At 45.5% G+C, this 15,868-nt stretch carries 7 protein-coding genes and 1 tRNA gene; 6 read left to right on the forward strand and 2 right to left on the reverse strand.

Features of this window, described 5'->3' with window-relative positions:
• The first annotated feature begins 187 nt into the window (after window positions 1-187).
• The 3 genes from DOD25_RS00920 to DOD25_RS00930 all read left to right on the forward strand — a co-directional run bounded on the left by DOD25_RS00920 (window position 188) and on the right by DOD25_RS00930 (window position 4,083).
• On the forward strand, window positions 188-796 hold the full coding sequence (locus DOD25_RS00920) for an ECF transporter S component (RefSeq protein WP_004105192.1): 609 nt from the start codon (window positions 188-190) through the stop codon (window positions 794-796).
• A 53-nt stretch (window positions 797-849) separates the two neighbouring features.
• A complete protein-coding gene (locus DOD25_RS00925; protein WP_112928530.1) occupies window positions 850-3,564 on the forward strand; it encodes an ATP-binding cassette domain-containing protein in 2,715 nt (904 codons plus the stop codon).
• Between the two features lie 446 nt (window positions 3,565-4,010).
• A tRNA-Arg gene (locus DOD25_RS00930) sits at window positions 4,011-4,083 on the forward strand.
• Window positions 4,084-4,112: 29 nt separating this feature from the next.
• Here DOD25_RS00930 and DOD25_RS00935 read toward each other — a convergent pair.
• Both DOD25_RS00935 and DOD25_RS00940 read right to left on the reverse strand, forming a co-directional pair.
• Entirely contained in the window at window positions 4,113-4,376 is a 264-nt protein-coding gene (locus tag DOD25_RS00935) for a Txe/YoeB family addiction module toxin (RefSeq protein ID WP_080550925.1), read from the reverse strand.
• 17 nt (window positions 4,377-4,393) lie between these two features.
• Complete coding sequence (locus DOD25_RS00940) at window positions 4,394-4,669, reverse strand: type II toxin-antitoxin system RelB/DinJ family antitoxin (protein WP_004105185.1); 276 nt, start codon at window positions 4,667-4,669, stop codon at window positions 4,394-4,396.
• Window positions 4,670-5,558: 889 nt separating this feature from the next.
• Here DOD25_RS00940 and DOD25_RS00950 point away from each other — a divergent pair.
• From DOD25_RS00950 to DOD25_RS00960, 3 genes are all read left to right on the forward strand, one after another.
• Window positions 5,559-6,488 carry an ORF6N domain-containing protein gene (locus DOD25_RS00950; protein WP_112928532.1) on the forward strand — a complete coding sequence of 310 codons (930 nt, stop codon included), beginning with the start codon at window positions 5,559-5,561 and terminating at the stop codon, window positions 6,486-6,488.
• 1,189 nt (window positions 6,489-7,677) lie between these two features.
• Window positions 7,678-13,812 carry a Rib/alpha-like domain-containing protein gene (locus tag DOD25_RS00955; RefSeq protein WP_112928533.1) on the forward strand — a complete coding sequence of 2,045 codons (6,135 nt, stop codon included), beginning with the start codon at window positions 7,678-7,680 and terminating at the stop codon, window positions 13,810-13,812.
• A gap of 312 nt (window positions 13,813-14,124) precedes the next feature.
• Window positions 14,125-15,819 (forward strand): SpaH/EbpB family LPXTG-anchored major pilin, encoded by a 1,695-nt coding sequence (locus DOD25_RS00960; protein WP_112928534.1) that lies wholly within the window; start codon window positions 14,125-14,127, stop codon window positions 15,817-15,819.
• Window positions 15,820-15,868: the final 49 nt, after the last annotated feature.

Below are 15,868 nucleotides of genomic sequence, written 5' to 3' on the forward strand. Positions count from 1 at the left end.
CGGAGGTCTGTTTTTCCCGTGCCTGGAGAGGTGTTGCAAGGTTTCTTTGTAACGCAAAGTATTGCATGTAACGCATCGCAATGTAACGCGTTTGACGCACAGCATCGTAATGTACACATGTAACGCAAAATATTGCATTGCGCACAATGTAACGCATTGCAACACGTAACAAGAAAGGCACATTTTTATGTCAGAAGAAAATTATCAGTCCAACATGCAGTGGCGTGTTGCAGACATCGCAGTTGCTTCCGTAATTGGCGTTGTTTCTGCTTTTATTTATTGGGTTGTTGCCATTTTTAGTGAGGTTCCATGGACTGCGCTAAACAGCATTCTTCCAGGTTTTGCAGGTCTTATTAACGGTCTTTGGCTCTTCGCTGCTCCTTTGGCCGCAGTAATCGTGCGTAAGCCGGGTGCTGCTATTTACGCTGAAGTCGTAGCTGGCGTGCTCGAAGCTTTGATGGGCAATCAGTGGGGTGGTGCTGAAACCTTCGCTATTGCAGTGGTTCAGGGTCTGTTTGCTGAAATTGCGTTCATTATTTTCGCTTACAAGAAGTGGAATTTGAACACAATGATTCTTTCCGGCGCATTGACTGGCATTGGTTGCTGGGGTTACACCTTCCTCGGTAAGTTGCAGGCTGTTAGCGTATTTGGCAAGTATGGTCTTCCATACTTCGCCAGCACAGTGGTTTCCGGAATTGTGTTTGCTGGTGTTTTAATGTGGTTCTTGTATGTGGGAATCGCTAAGACCGGCGCGTTGGATCAGTTTGCGTCCGGTCGCGAAATACGCGAAAAATAGCGAATAACGTATTCGCAAAAATTAAAATCTATCATTGCCATAAAGGATTTACTATGCCTGATGCTGTTAAATCGCAAGAATCTGAAACTTTCCTTCCATCAGCTTCGAGCGATTGCAATAGTGACAGCAGCGCTAATAACGCTAATAAAGCTAATAATGCTGAGCTTCGTTTTGAGCATTGGGGTTATCGTCATGCTTCCCGTCGCGCTTTTGCTGTGCGCGGGTTGGACCTCACGATTAAGGCGGGGCAGCGCGTGTTGCTGCTTGGTGCGTCAGGCATCGGTAAATCCACGATTTTAAGTGGTGCGGCAGGTCTTATTGGCAATGATTTTGTGGCGAAAAATAGCGCAAAAGATAGCGTAGAAAATAGCGAAGATAGCGCAAAATCCCAGCAAACCACTCTCGTCGAAGATGCCGATGGTGGTGTGAGCGAGGGTTGCGTTTTGGTTGACGGCGTGCCGGTTCGACGTGCGCGCGGTCGTGTTGGTTTGGTTTTGCAAGATCCGGATGCACAGGCGATTTTCCAGCGTTTGGGGGATAACGTTGCGTTTGGTCCGGAAAATATGAACGTTCCGCGCGGCGAGATTTGGGATCGCGTGCGCAAAAGTCTTAAAGAAGTTGGGTTGGATGGCTTGCAATTGCATCGCTCAACTTCGCATTTAAGTGGCGGTCAGATGCAGCGTTTGGCGCTTGCTGGCGCGCTCGCTATGCAGCCGAGTGTGCTGCTTTTGGACGAGCCGACTGCGAATTTGGATCCGGATGGCACGCAGCAGATTGTTGGTGCTGTGCGCGCGGTTTTGGATTCGACGCATGCCACGATGGTGCTTGTGGAGCATCACGCGGAGCCGTGGATTGACATGATTGACCGCGTGGTTGTGCTTGGGCTTGAGAATGATGAAGCTGCGAACGGAAAAGCTGCGAACAACGAAACCGTTCATAGCGAAACCGTTCACGACGACGATATTGCGCGCGCGGCTTCTTCGCGCACGGTGATTGTGGCGGACGGCACGCCAGACGAGGTGTTTAATCGCACTGATTTGGACTTTGAGGATCTGGGTATTTGGCTTCCGGAGCGCTACAAGAAAAACGTAAAATCTTCTGTAAATGAATCTTCCATAAGTAATTCTTCCGCAAATGCAGAATCTTCTGAAAAATATTACGAAAACTGCAATCTAGCGGAAGGCTACGGAGAAGTGCTACTTTCCACGAAGGACCTCGCAATCAGCCATAATAGCGAGCCGATTGCGCGTCACATCAATCTTGAGTTTAAAGCCGGGCAGATTACGGCTTTGGTCGGCGCGAACGGTGCTGGAAAATCAACGCTTTCGCTCACTTTGGCTGGTCTTTTGCCGGCAGTAAGCGGCGAGGTTGTGGCGAGTGATGCTCTTGCTCAAGGCGCGAATGGTACGGATCCAATGAAGTGGAAGTCGCCTGATTTGGCGAAGCGCATTTCGTACGTTTTTCAGAATCCGGAGCATCAGTTTGCGTGTGGTTCGGTGTTGGATGAGGTTATGTTGGGGCCGCTTCGCACGGGTGTTTCGGCGGATGAGGCGCGCGCGAAGGCTCAGGAGTTGCTGAAGCGATTCCGTCTGGCTCGTTACGCGAAGGCGAATCCGTACACGCTTTCGGGAGGTGAAAAGCGTCGTCTGACTGTGGCAGCGTCGCTTGCTGCGGCTCCGCGTGTGCTGATTTTGGACGAGCCGACTTTTGGGCAGGACCGCAAAACTTGGTTGCAAATTATTCGCTTGATTGCAAGCCTTCGTAGCGAGGGTGTGAGCATTATTGTGGTGACGCACGACCGTGAGCTGGTTGAGGTGTTGGGTGCGCGCTTGGTTGAGCTTGTGCCGGATGCGAAAGCTGAAGCTGCTGAAATGAGTGCTGCTGAAATGAGTGCTGCTGAAGCAAAATCTACCGAAGCGCTTTCCGCAACTACCGGCGCAACCGACATTTCGCGCATCAAAGTGAGCGCAGTAAACAATCGCGACGAGGAAGCGAAACTTTCCAGCAAATCGCCACTTCTTGCGTCAATTAATCCAGTATTTCGCATTTTTGGAGCGTTCGCGGCTTCGATTCCGCTACTTTTTACGCTTGATTGCGTTTCTGCTTCGGTTGCGTTGCTGCTGGAATTTGTGATTTTTGCGTGCATTAAGCTTCCGCCATGGCGTGTGATTCGCCTTTCGTGGCCTGTGTGGGTGGGCGCGCCGACTTCCGCGCTCACTGTGTTACTATACGGCAAAAGTGGCGGAAATACTTGGTTCCAGTGGTGGCTGATGCATGCTACGGATCGTTCGGCTATGCTGGCTGTTGCAACTTCGCTTAGGATTTTGGCGATTGGCGTGCCGTCGATTGTGATGGTGATTGGGCTTGATGCTACGGATTTGGCAGATGCTTTCAGCCAGGTGTTGCATTTGCCGGATCGATTCGTGTACGGCGGTTTGGCTGGAATTAGGCTGTTTGGCGTGCTGCAGGATGATTGGGCGGCACTGACTGCGTCGAGGCGTTCGCGCGGTTTGGGTGATGAGCATCGCGTGAGGGCGTTCTTCCCGCAGTCGTTTGCGCTGCTTGTGCTTTCGATTCGACGTTCGACGACGCTCGCCACTGCTATGGAAGCGCGCGGTTTTGGGGGAGTTGGTGCGCGTTCGCACGCTAGGGTGAGTCGTGTGCGTGCGCGCGACTGGTGGATTTTTGCTGTGTGCGCGATTGTGCCGTCGGTTGCTGTTGCGGCTGCGCTTTACTTTGGCACCTTTGCCTTCCTCGGTGGCGCGTGATGGCTGCGTGCGCGATTGCGTGCGCAGGCGGCATAAACTGCGCGCTCCTGTAAGGTTTCTGCCGTTTTTTGCTGCACAGGCGGCATAAACTGTGCGTGCCTGTAAAATTTCTGCCGTTTTTTGGCGCGTAGGCGACATTTATTTTACATGGCTGCACAGTTTCTGCCGTTTTTTCGTGCGTAGCCGACCTTTCCTTTACACCGCTGTAAAGTTTCTGCCGCTTTTTGCTTCGCATCCCCAGTCACAATCTAGTTTTTAAAGCACAACCATACTAACCTGCCCTGCCTTCGTAATAAAGCCGCAGGCAGACCTCGCTTGCGTTGAAAGCACACTGTGCTTTCAACCCTGAGCAAGCTTGGTGCTCCGAGTTACTTTCGCGCGCGCTGTGCTGCGCTCAAGCAGGTCGTCAGCGCATCCTCACTAGCGTGTATACTTTCTCGAGTTGCGGGCTTGTAGCTCAGTGGATAGAGCGTCTGCCTCCGGAGCAGAAGGTCGTGGGTTCGAACCCCATTAAGCCCACTTTTGATTTTCTACTTTCCCTACTTTCCCTACTTATCGTCGTAGTGGCCTCTGCAGGCGTAGATTATAATCGAGTCATCTGTAAATGAGTAAACGATTCTATCCTTATCGTTTACTCGTCTACTCCAGCAGCCAGAATAGTTTCCTTTGAGTGGTTCAGGCTTACCTTTTCCGTCTATTGGATTCCGCATAATCTCTTTAATAATATTGTTGAGCTTTTTGCGAGTCTTATTATCGCTTTCCCAATAGAGATAGTCGTTCCAGGCATCTGGAGTCCAAGCAATCTTTCTCATTGTTTGAACCATACGTCCTAATTCATTATTAGATTGTGCTCTTCGAGCTTGATGGTTCCATTTCTCACGCCGTCAATCTGCGATTTCAAATATGCTTGATTTGACGGTTCGTAAAACGGATCTAGCGAAAAATCTAGCGGTATCCTCTTTTCGCGACCAATAGTTTTAATAAACACGTTCAGCGCGGCGCTCATAGAGATTCCGAGCTCTTTGCAAACTCGTTCCGCGTTGAGTTTGTCTTCTTTCTTTGCTCGAAAGTTTACGTTTACTATATCTGTTGTTGCTGTAGTCATTTTGACTCCTATGTCTATGGTGAATTTTGTACTTTTTCTCATACTCTCATATAAGTATACAATAATTCTATATAATGTAACGTAAATATCATTAATTATGCAAGCAATTATTGATGATTTTAGCGCGCGACGACCTGCCTGAGCGCTGCGATTTAGCGCGCGAAAGCAACTCGGAGCGCCGAGCTTGCTTAGGGTTGAAAGCACGGTGTGCTTTCAACGCAAGCGAGGACGTGAACGCGGCTAATCCGCGCGAGCGACACGACCTGCCTTTTCGCTTGGAGCGTAGCGCGCGGCTGCACAGTTTCTGTCGCAATTCCGTCATTTCGCGACATTTATTTTACGCGGCTGCACAGTTTCTGTCGCTTTTTGCCGCGTAGCCGACTTTTTCTTTACACGGCTGTAAAGTTTCTGCCGTTTTATCGCGCGTAGCAGACCCTTATTTGTACTGTTATTGACAGTCGGATATGTGAAAGATAGAATTGAAAACGCTTGAAAACCTTAGGTTTTTGGGGGGGCGGATGTGCGAGAGCGCGTCTGCCCCGATTTTTTTTTTGCCGCGCAAACGACTTTTTCTGTACACGCGCGTAAAGTTTCTGCCGCTTTTTGGTGCGCGTAGGCGACATAAACTGCGCGCGGTTGAGTCGTTTCGGTCGTGCCTGTCTACTCGTTGCTTTTCCTGCACTGTTTTGTAGAATAGTTGTATATGCGCTGATGCGTTTAAACGATGCGTTTATATGTGATTTGCGTGATTTTAGTAACTTAGTGATTTGTTTCTGTGATTTGTTTCTGTGATTTTGCAGTGTTGCTTGTGATTTATGGGTCTTGTGTTAGAAGTTACGTTTTTGTTGCACTGCGCTAGGTTTTACGTACATTTTTTAGGAGGGGTTTTATGGTAGAGCAGAATAAAAATTTAATTATCGCGGACGCTAGAAGTGTGCCATCTAAAGCGCTTATAGATGCTAAAACGATAAAAGAGAAGATCTATAACATTCGCAATCAAAAAGTTATGCTTGATTTTGAGCTTGCTGAAATTTATGGGTATACTACGGCAAGATTCAACGAGCAGGTAAAAAATAACATAGAAAAGTTTGATGATGACTTTATGTTTCAGCTAACTGCTGATGAGTTCAAAAACTTGATGTCGAAAAATTCTACATCAAGTTGGGGTGGTCGCAGAAAGCTTCCATATGCTTTTATGGAGCAAGGTATTTATATGCTCATGACTGTGTTAAGAGGCGAACTTGCCATAATTCAGTCGAAAGCGCTTATTAGAACCTTTAAGCAAATGAAGGATTATATTGTTGAAAATAAGGATTTTATTGGCGCGAAGGAATTAGCTAAGCTTGCGATTCAAACGAATCAGAATACTAAAGATATAGCGGAAATAAAATCTCAAATGGCAACGAAGGAAGATTTTAATAAGGTAATGGATAATTTTATTAATCCAGATTCGTATAAACATTTTCTTCTTATGGACGGCAATAAAATAGAAGCGGATCTTGCGTATTGCAAAATATATGAGTCAGCTAAGAAAAGCATTTACGTTGTTGATAATTATATTGGTCTTAAAACTTTGGAACTATTACGTTTTGCTGGTGAAGGGGTGGGAATAGTAGTTTTTAGTGATAATTCTAGGAGCAAGAATATGCTTACGGAAAGCATGTTGGGAGATTTTGTAAGCGATTATCCTGGTGTTGATTTGAAGTTTAAGACTGCTGGCAGAAAGTATCACGATAGGTATGTGGTTATAGATTATGGGACGGCAGATGAGGCTGTTTACGTTTGTGCGCGACGACCTACCTTTGCGCTTAAAGCGTAGCGCGCAAAGGTAATTCGGAGCGCTGAGCTTGCTCAAAGTTGAAAGCACGGTGTGCTTTCAATGCAAGCGAGGTCTGCCTTCGTCAATAAAGACGAAGGCAGGGCAGGTTTGTGTGGTGGTTCATTGTGAATTCGGTTGTGTTTTGTGTGCGTGCGTATGCGGCATAAACTGCGCACGGCTGCACAGTTTCTGCCGTTTCTTCCGGCTCCGCACTTCTGCTCGCGCTTTCTGTCTGCACTCGCGTAAAGTTTTTGCCGGATTAAGGTGCGCAAACGACCGTTTCTTTACATAGCTGTAAAGCTTTTGCCGTTTTTTGGCGCGGAAACGACTTTTTCTGTACATGTGCGTAAAGTTTCTGCCGGAATCTGGCTGGGAAGCAGCATAAACTGCGCACGGCTGTAAAGTTTCTGCCGGATTTTGGTGCGTAGACGACCTTTATTTTACACCGCTGTAAAGTTTCTGCCGGAATCTGGCTGGGAAGCGGCATAAACTGCGCACGTGTGTAAAGTTTCTGCCGGATTTTCTTTCTGACGCGATGACATGTTTGAGTGCTGCACAGTATATATAGCAGCACGGCATATAGCGACGAAGCACACAGTATATATAGAGACGAAGCATATAGCAGCACGGCATATAGTGACGAATCTCACATGGGATACAGCAGCGAAGTACACAGCACACAATACACACAGCATATACCAGCACAGTATATACCAGCACAGTATATAGCGGTGCGATGCGTGCATTATAACAACATGTAGTACTTTGGGTTGGGAAAGTGGTCGGTTTTTAGACACGCCGAAGACGCGATTTTTGCGTTTTGTCGTCGGAAATTATTCATTATAAATGCGTTTTGCAGTAGATTTTTTAGCGATATTCGCGAATTATAGAAATTTTTTATATGCACGAATATAACACGTGTTTTGCTTGAAATCCTTCATGGGGGGGGGGTATAAATATTAGAGGCTTTTCAGCAACCATGCTTGCATATAGGGCATACAGATATGTTATACTGACTACCTGTGGTTAGCTCTGTCTATGGCATTTGCAGTAGTATGCGTACAAGGTTTTAGTACGCTAAGCATTGGCATCGTATGCAGGTTGAGTACGTGAAGTCTTAAAGATTAGAGAGTTGGAATTTGGGATATACTGCGGCTTGTGCGCGGTTGAGGACCAGGAAGGCGAGAAAATGTTACCAGCAAAGTTCCGTGGATTCGCATCACGCGTGGGTCGTCTTGCGTCGCGCGCTTTGGTCTGGCGTAAGACCAGCGCTAACGACGCCGTTCGTACTTCCAGCACCGCAGTTATTTCTTCCAGCAATGCCAATACTTTCGGCGCTGCCAGCACTTCTTTCGACAATGCAGTCACTTCCAGCAACGCAGCCACTTCCGGCAGCGTCACCATCGCTCGCGCAGCACGCCCATCTCACACTCTTCGTCGCGCGCTCTTCGCAATGCTCGTATCAGCCGCCACCATAGTAACCATGCTCATAGTGCCGCCGGCACATAATGCGAAAGCTGATCAGGCTTGGTGGGATAAATCAGGTAACGGTTTTTTCACTCATAATGGTTATTGGGTTGGTGACGCTCAGAGAGATATTGATCTTTCATATCCTGAAATAGAGACTGTTAATGATAATGGTCGTATCAGGAGAAAGATAACTTGGAAAGTAACTTTTAATGCCAATAGCTTAGCACTTAAAAGAATGGGCTCATCGCAATTCGCTGCTGAAAATATTGGAAATCAGAAATCTGATGGTCAGGCTTGGGATGGTAGAAGCTACATCTACGTATATCTTCCGAGGGGTATTGATGACTCTAGTGTTCATGTTTATCGTGAATATACAAAACGAAGTTTATTGCCTGGTCAAACTAATTTTAACTGGTCGTTACAGGGAGATGAGAAGAATCCAGGAGAATTTAATGCAGGTTGGACCAGATGGACATATACTTACGCTGATGGTCCGAAATTTCAGCATGATTGGGATTTGTCTTTAGGAAACCTTGGACGAGGTAAAGATCCGAAGGATCAATTTAAAGATCAATTTGATACTTGTGAAGTTAAAAAATGGAAAGAACACGGAGATTTTTCTCGTGTGTTGATTTCTCGAGAGAACGGTGATACCGTAACTGCGTATCGATGGATAGTTTCTGCTTATCTTGATGATTCTGTAACTGTTCCAGAAAACCTTCCATTCATTGCAGGATTTAGATCGGATGATAGTGATAAGCACAAGTTTGCGATCATGGGTCCTTATGATACAGATGGCGATGGTTTCCCTGATTTATGGGAGCACGCTCATAACACGAATCCTGATTCTTGGGATGAACTACGGTATCCAGAGCCGAAAGGTGCGTTTGGTAGATTCGATGACGGCAAAGATTATAACGCTGTTTATGGTAAACCTTATTCGCAAAAACCATTTATGTATACCGGTAAGTGGGTTGGTGATTCTGTAAAAGGTCATTTCGAATACAATAAGGATAAAAATCCGAAGCCTACAAACCCTAAGGACTATAAAACAGAAGATATACCACAAAATGGCATAGCATATGTGTTTACTAATCAAAAACTACCTGACGGAGTCCGGCGTGTGTGGAGTAGTAACAATATGCAGGATGGTGATGTATACCTCAATGAATTCACTGGTGAGGTCATATACAAACCTAGGAAGCAGGATGCGGGTAAGACTGTAACCTTTAATATAGGTATAAATTATCCTGATCCATCTTTCTATAACTGCAAGAAATCACAGGTTAGTGTATCTAAAAAGGTCGTTTTCAAAGTTAAGAAGATGTCGCAGTTGTACAACCCAGTGTATGTAACAAAGGATATGTATGCTGGTACTCAGGATTTTTCTGATAGACCTACCAGTGATGGATCGTATGGATCTATAAAGGGTCCTTTACCTGAAGGTACTACTTTTGCAATAGGAAAGTACAATCATGGAATAGATCCTTTATCGTGGTCTGCAATTCAACCACAAGATACTAAGACTGGTTCTGTATATTTTTACCCTAACAAGTGGCTTACTGCAAGCAAGCCAAATGATCCTTATAAGACACCAGTAATAGTTACATATCCTGATGGATCAAAATCTACAGATGAAGATTCTATTACTAAAGGTAATCCTGTTTATGCGAAGGTAAATTTAAAGCGTCATGATCCTGGTACTGGTGACTTGCAGCTCCATATTGCTAGGAACCAAAATGGTCAAGAGATTAACTACAACAATGGATTCGTATTCCGCAAGAATCGTGATGTTAATCCACAGCCATGGATAGATTCTTGGTCAGTGCAGGAGCCTGGCGATATTAAGATTCGCTCTGTGTGTGCTGATACTACAAGTCCTACGAATATTAAGTTTTATCTTGACGGTATTAATGGAATAAAAATAAATGGCGAAAAACCGTGGCCTCATGCTACTGATGAGGAACAGGAAAAGTGTCGAAATGGTCAGGGTTGTGTAGCAAACAAATTATTTGATAGCACTGGCAATACCATGGAGCGTACGCGTGGTAGTATCACCGGAAAGCCAGTAAAGACTGGTAATTATCAGTGCACTGTATATGCTTTGAAGCCTAAGGCTTTGAAGAAATTTGAGGATGCTGAGAAAAAGAATAAGAATATTGGAAAGGAAGAAGGTTCTTCTACTAATATCATTAGTTCGGATACCTTCAGTGAGTTAAGAGAAGGCATTGACTATACATCTAGGACTGTGCCAATTAAGGTTCACTCTGACGCGCATTATTATAACCCTAAATACGATAAGATATATGTGAAGGCTGGTAATTCTAAACAATCGGCTGTTCCAGTAAGCCATCGTGGTTCTAACGGCGTGAAGGGCGACGACAAGAGTCAAAATGATCTTGTTGATGAAGGCACAAGGTTGCCAAAAGGCACTTGGTTTGAGTTAAGAGGGTATCCTAACGATAAAAATAAAGTTCGTGACTGGTTTAAGTTTGATGGTAAGCAAAGTAACAAGAAATCAGGAGAGAACAAGCCTGAAGATGCTACTTCCGAAGAGATGTATGGCAAAGTCACTTTTTCTCCAAACAAGATTGTTAAGATTAACGAAGAATATTACGCTCCTGTAATCGTGCATTATCCGGACGGTTCCACTTCTGAAGATCCGGATTCTGGTAATCTTGGCAAACCTGTATACGCTCCAGTGGAAGTAACTAATCAAGATATTCAAAAAAATGATTTAAAACTCAATGTTTATTCCCAACATGGTGGCGGAAGGAAAATTGAGGACAACGATAAAAGCGGTATGCGTTTCCGTAAAGGTGATACTTTAGGCGACAAGCCTAGCGATACGTATAAGCCAATGTTCTTTGACTCCTGGTCGAGTGCTAAGCAGGGAAAAATTTACCAGCGCATGCTTTGCTACAAAAAGAATCCACAAACTGGTAAACCTGAACCTAAAAGCTATGAGGTTGATGGTGTTAATGGTCTGAAACTTGCTGGTCGAAAAGGCAATATTGAAGGCGGTGAGTTTACCGATAAGAATCCATCTCAGTGGACGCGAGCTAATGAACAGCAGAGGAAAGAGTGTAAAGCCAATGATAGTAAGTGCGATCGTAATAAATATCTTTATGGTAATGAACGTGATACTACAGAGCGCACGTGGGGCTGGCTGTACGGCAAGGTAAAAGAAAATGGCGACTTTGTGTGCACTGTGTACGCTATTAAAGACCTTGAGGGTAAAGGTAATGCGCATGGTGCTTTGCAAACTAAGTTTGATAATGCTGTAAAGGAGTTTGTAAAGAACCCTGGTGACCGCAAGTTTGAAGATGTTATCAGTAAGTCAGTCTTAACGGATAAGCAGGGTAGTCAAGATCATCCTGAATATGCCACTCAAAGGCACATCGATTGGGACTCTGTGAAATTCCCAATTCACGTGCACTCGGACGCGCACTACTACAACCCTAAGTATGAGCCTATAACTATGGAGGCTGGTACCAAACAAGCCACTGGGCTGCCTCAAAGCAAGAAGAATGCTAACGGTGCTGATAAGTCGCAAGACGATGTGAAAGAAGGCGACTTGCCGGACGGCACTTGGTTTGAAAAGAATGGTTTAAGTTATGCATTCTTTGAGGATGGTCAAGACAATAAAGCTGACTCTGGTGATTCAGCTAAAAATGGCACGGGTCAGTTTGGTAAGGTTACGTTCCGACCGCACAGGTGGTTCCCTGTTGCTCCTGACCAAACGCAGGTTATAGTGCATTATCCGGACGGTTCTAAATCAACAGATTCAGATTCTGGAAACAACGGCAAGCCTATTTATGCGAGTGTGAAGGTTACTCGATCACATGATGAGACTCCTGATAATTTGCACTTGAATGTTGGCGATAAAGAAGGTAGTGGCAACTGGTCTAATACTACAATCAAACTCACTAAGGGCGAGGAGTTAAGTGCTTCTAAACAGACGACTCGTTGGCTTGATTCTTGGTCCGTGTATAAGCCTGGAAAAATCAATTTGCGCACAATCTGCTATAAGATCAATTCAGACGGCACTAAGTCTCACTACCAGTCGGGCGGTATTGCCGGCATTACGATGCAGGAAGTTAAAATTTGGGAGCATACAGAGAATGCGCAACAGCAGAAAGACTGCGAGAAGGATAGCAGACAGTGCCACCCTGATAGGCAGCTGTATGACGATTACATTACGAATGGTAACTCACGCGACACAACTGAGCGTACTCGTGGATGGATTAAAGGCAAGGCTAACGAATCTGGTGACTACGAGTGCGTAGTGTATGCGATTAAGCAAAAGCAGTTTAAGGACGATACCAATAATTTGCTTGATAGATTCGATGCAGCTGTAGCAAAACTCAACAAAGATGCAAGTAAGAATAACACTGATCCGTTGCAAAACTTCAAGTGGAAACTTGATGGTGATAACGGCAGCAAAAACGCGGTTGAAGGCATTGACTATGCGAAGCGCCCAATACCAATTAAGATTCACAACGAAAACCACTTCTACAACCCGAAGTACGTTGATGTGAACGTTACGGCTGGTCAAAAGGTTGAGAATGCTGTGCCTCAAAGCGTTAAGAGCGCTAACGGTGCGAATGAATACCAGGATGCTGTGAAGGCTGGCGCGCTGCCGGATGGCACTTGGTTTGAGTTTAAGGATTCTGCGAACGGCTTTGAGGTAAATGATTACGGTACTAAGGGCAAGAGTGTGTCTTTAGACTGGTCGTATTGGGCTTCCGCTGCTGGTAACACCGGTGAGCAAAGCAATAAGCCTGACGATCCTACCAAACAAAAGAGTGGCAAGCACAGTGCCAAGGATGACGGCACGCGTTACGGCAAAGTGACCTTCCATCCAGATCAATCTGTTGCGCCTAAATCGTACTTTAAAGAGATTGTCATCCATTATCCGGATGGCTCCACTTCGGAAGAGTCGGATTCCGGAAACAACGGCAATCCTGTGTATGCGAAAGTTACGGTTTCAGGTTTGGGCAGTGGTGCCGACAAGGATCTTAAGATGACATTGCTAAGGTCTCAAGATGCTGATCCTGTTGACACTCTTGGTGGAGGTCATTCTCTTACTGTTATGAGCGGCACGAGCCTTACTAAGAACCCGTATGTGCTCGCGTGGAGCTTGAAGGATCGTAGCAATATTTCATTGCGCATGATGTGCACTAAGCAAGGCGAGGAAAAGTGGAGTCGCGGGCTTGACGATACGCTCAATATGCACCTGAACCAGAATTATGGCGAAAGTGTAAAGCCGTGGACTTTTGCAACTGCTGATCAGCGAAAGTCTTGCAGTGAGAACAGTAATAATTGCATAGCTAACTTGCTGTATGGATTCACGAAGAATAAAGATCCGAACAGCATAGAAAGCGCTGTGTCTCGCAGTGAAGACGATATTGCTGGCGTACCTCAAAAGGCTGGAAATTACACGTGCGCTGTGTTTGCGTTGAAGCCGAATGCACTAACGGTGTTTAATAACACTGTTGATGCTGGGCTTAGTGCTGATAAAAAGTATTCGTCTACAGATATGCAAAAGGTTCAGCTTACAGGATTAAAGTCTGCGGTTGATTGGAACAGAATTTCCTTCGACGTGAACGTGATCGATCCGCCTAAATTCGCTCTGCCAAAGACCGGCGGAATGAACTGGAATGTGCTGCTTGGTGCGTTTGCTGTGATTGGCACGGGCGTGATGGCGGCTGGGTTCTTCCTTGAGCAAACCAAGTGGGGGCGCGCGATGCTTGATGCGTTGCTGCGTAAGACACTGATTAAAGATTTTATCTGCAAAACTGCCAAAAAGCTTCGCGCTTTAAGGCGACGTAGCGAAAGGTGGCGATGCTGATGAAAACATTTGCACGCAATCCTGCTAGCCGGCTAGTCGCAAGACGTAACTGACTCGCAAGCTTGCAGTGCGATTCTCGCTAAAACTTGTTGCGCAATGCGACGCGCGCAAACAGTGGCTAGCGGAAAACGGTGGCTAGTTCACTGAATGCGGCACGCGTGTGGAATGTGGCTCTCACTCGCAAGTTGTGGGAACCTCTGCATGTGGGAACCTCTGAATGTGGTCACACTCGCAAACCGCAAAACAAAATAAAACAATAAACGTATTTTCCTCAAAACCTGCCCACAAGGGCACTGAACAAAGGAGAAGAAAGTGAATAAATTCACTAAACAATGCGTGGCGGCATTCGCCTCGCTCGCAATGGCTGGCACGCTGTGCGTCGCCGGCGCCGTGGTGGCAAACAGCTCTGCTTGGGCTGCTGCTACGCCAAGTGTTGATACTACTTTCAATACAAAGGGTAAAACAGGTTTGACCACAGATTCGCAAACTGGTGATTACCAAAAGGCTCCGTGGCTTGAACAAGCTCCAACTTCTGGTAACATCACTGTTTACAAGTGGAAGAGTGAAACTGATCAAACCGGAAACCAGAAGAAGGAAACTCCTGTCAAGGGTGCAGAATTTACTATTAAGAAGGTTAAGTCTGTCAGCGGTAAAAAACTTGATCTGACCAAGTATGACTCTTGGGTAGAGATCGCTAAGGCAGCTGATAAACTCAACAAGAATGCAGCCGGTGTTGTAGTAACTGATGAGACATTTGCTGCTAATGCAGGTAAATTAACTGGCACTACAAACGATAATGGTGTTTTAAGGTTTAAGGATCTTCCACTTGGTTTATATCAGGTTCAGGAAACCAAGGCTCCTGAGGGCTATTCTGCTGCGGAAACTAAACCATTCTATATGACTTTGCCAATGATTCAGCAGGTTACTGCTGGCAGCAAGAAAGATACCAAGTACAACTATTCTCCGTTCGTTGATCCTAAGAACGTTGATATCAATGATAGTGTTAAGAAGACTAAGGATACAACGAAGACTGTAGGTGCTGGAGATAATATTAGTTATACCATTACCGCAGACCTCGATAAGATTAAGGCGAAGACTTCTGACATAATTACTGCAGATGATTTCAAAGGTTATAGCGTCTTCGATCTTGCGCCAGCTAATTACTTTACGAGCTATAACGATGTTGTAAAGAAGGTTAAGGCAGGAGATACTGAACTTAAAGTAACTGAAGATTACACAGTTAATACTGCTGAAGTTAACACTGATAAGAAGATTACAATTGATTTCACTGATAAAGGTCGTGGAAAGCTTGCTGCTGCTGCAAATGCTAGTACTGGCAAGGCTGCAAAAGTAACTGTTGAGTTGACGTTCAAACTTGTTGATACGGCTAAACTCGGTAATAGCTCTGTTACCAACAAGGGTGGTATTGTGCCATCTCACGATACTGGAACAACTCCAAGTGAAGTTAAAACTAAAGACAACCCAAAGGTAGACTTCGCTACATTCAAAATCAAGAAGGTTTCTTCTAAGGATAATTCTGTTTTGAAAGATGCAAAGTTCAGGTTGTTTGCAGTGGAATCGGAAGCGAATACTTGTGCTAAAGCCCTTAAAGAAGGTAAGAGTGGCAATGAACTTAAGAATGCTTGTGAAACTCCATCCTCTACTGGTTTTGGCGAGAAGAAGACTGGTGTGGATGGCTTAACTGAAGCTTATTCTGTTAAGCGTGCTGAAAAGTTCTATGCAGTGGAAACTGTTGCTCCAGCTGGATACATTCGTAACCCTGATGTTCATCCTATTATTGTTGATACAGCTAAGACTGAGGAAACTATTACCGTTGAGAACCTTCCAGATTCAGGCAATGACGGTAAGAGCTGGCTCTTCAATCTTCCAAAGACCGGTGCTGCAGGCGTGATTATCTTCGCGTTGGCTGGCATGTGCTTGGTTGCTGTTGGTATGTTCATCTTCTTGCGCAACCGCAAGAAGGATGAAGAGCAGCAGGCTGCCTGATTGTAGTTGGTGACTGCTGAGAAAAATCAGCAGTCACTGCTGCATGAAT

Source organism: Gardnerella leopoldii (assembly GCF_003293675.1).
GTDB lineage: Bacteria > Actinomycetota > Actinomycetes > Actinomycetales > Bifidobacteriaceae > Bifidobacterium > Bifidobacterium leopoldii.

Excerpts from the sequence above, each read along its gene's own strand:
- DOD25_RS00920 (WP_004105192.1), top strand. The coding sequence starts at position 188 with ATGTCAGAAGAAAATTATCAGTCCAACATGCAGTGGCGTGTTGCAGAC.
- DOD25_RS00925 (WP_112928530.1), top strand. The coding sequence starts at position 850 with ATGCCTGATGCTGTTAAATCGCAAGAATCTGAAACTTTCCTTCCATCA.
- DOD25_RS00935 (WP_080550925.1), bottom strand. The coding sequence starts at position 4,376 with ATGAGAAAGATTGCTTGGACTCCAGATGCCTGGAACGACTATCTCTAT.
- DOD25_RS00940 (WP_004105185.1), bottom strand. The coding sequence starts at position 4,669 with ATGACTACAGCAACAACAGATATAGTAAACGTAAACTTTCGAGCAAAG.
- DOD25_RS00950 (WP_112928532.1), top strand. The coding sequence starts at position 5,559 with ATGGTAGAGCAGAATAAAAATTTAATTATCGCGGACGCTAGAAGTGTG.
- DOD25_RS00955 (WP_112928533.1), top strand. The coding sequence starts at position 7,678 with ATGTTACCAGCAAAGTTCCGTGGATTCGCATCACGCGTGGGTCGTCTT.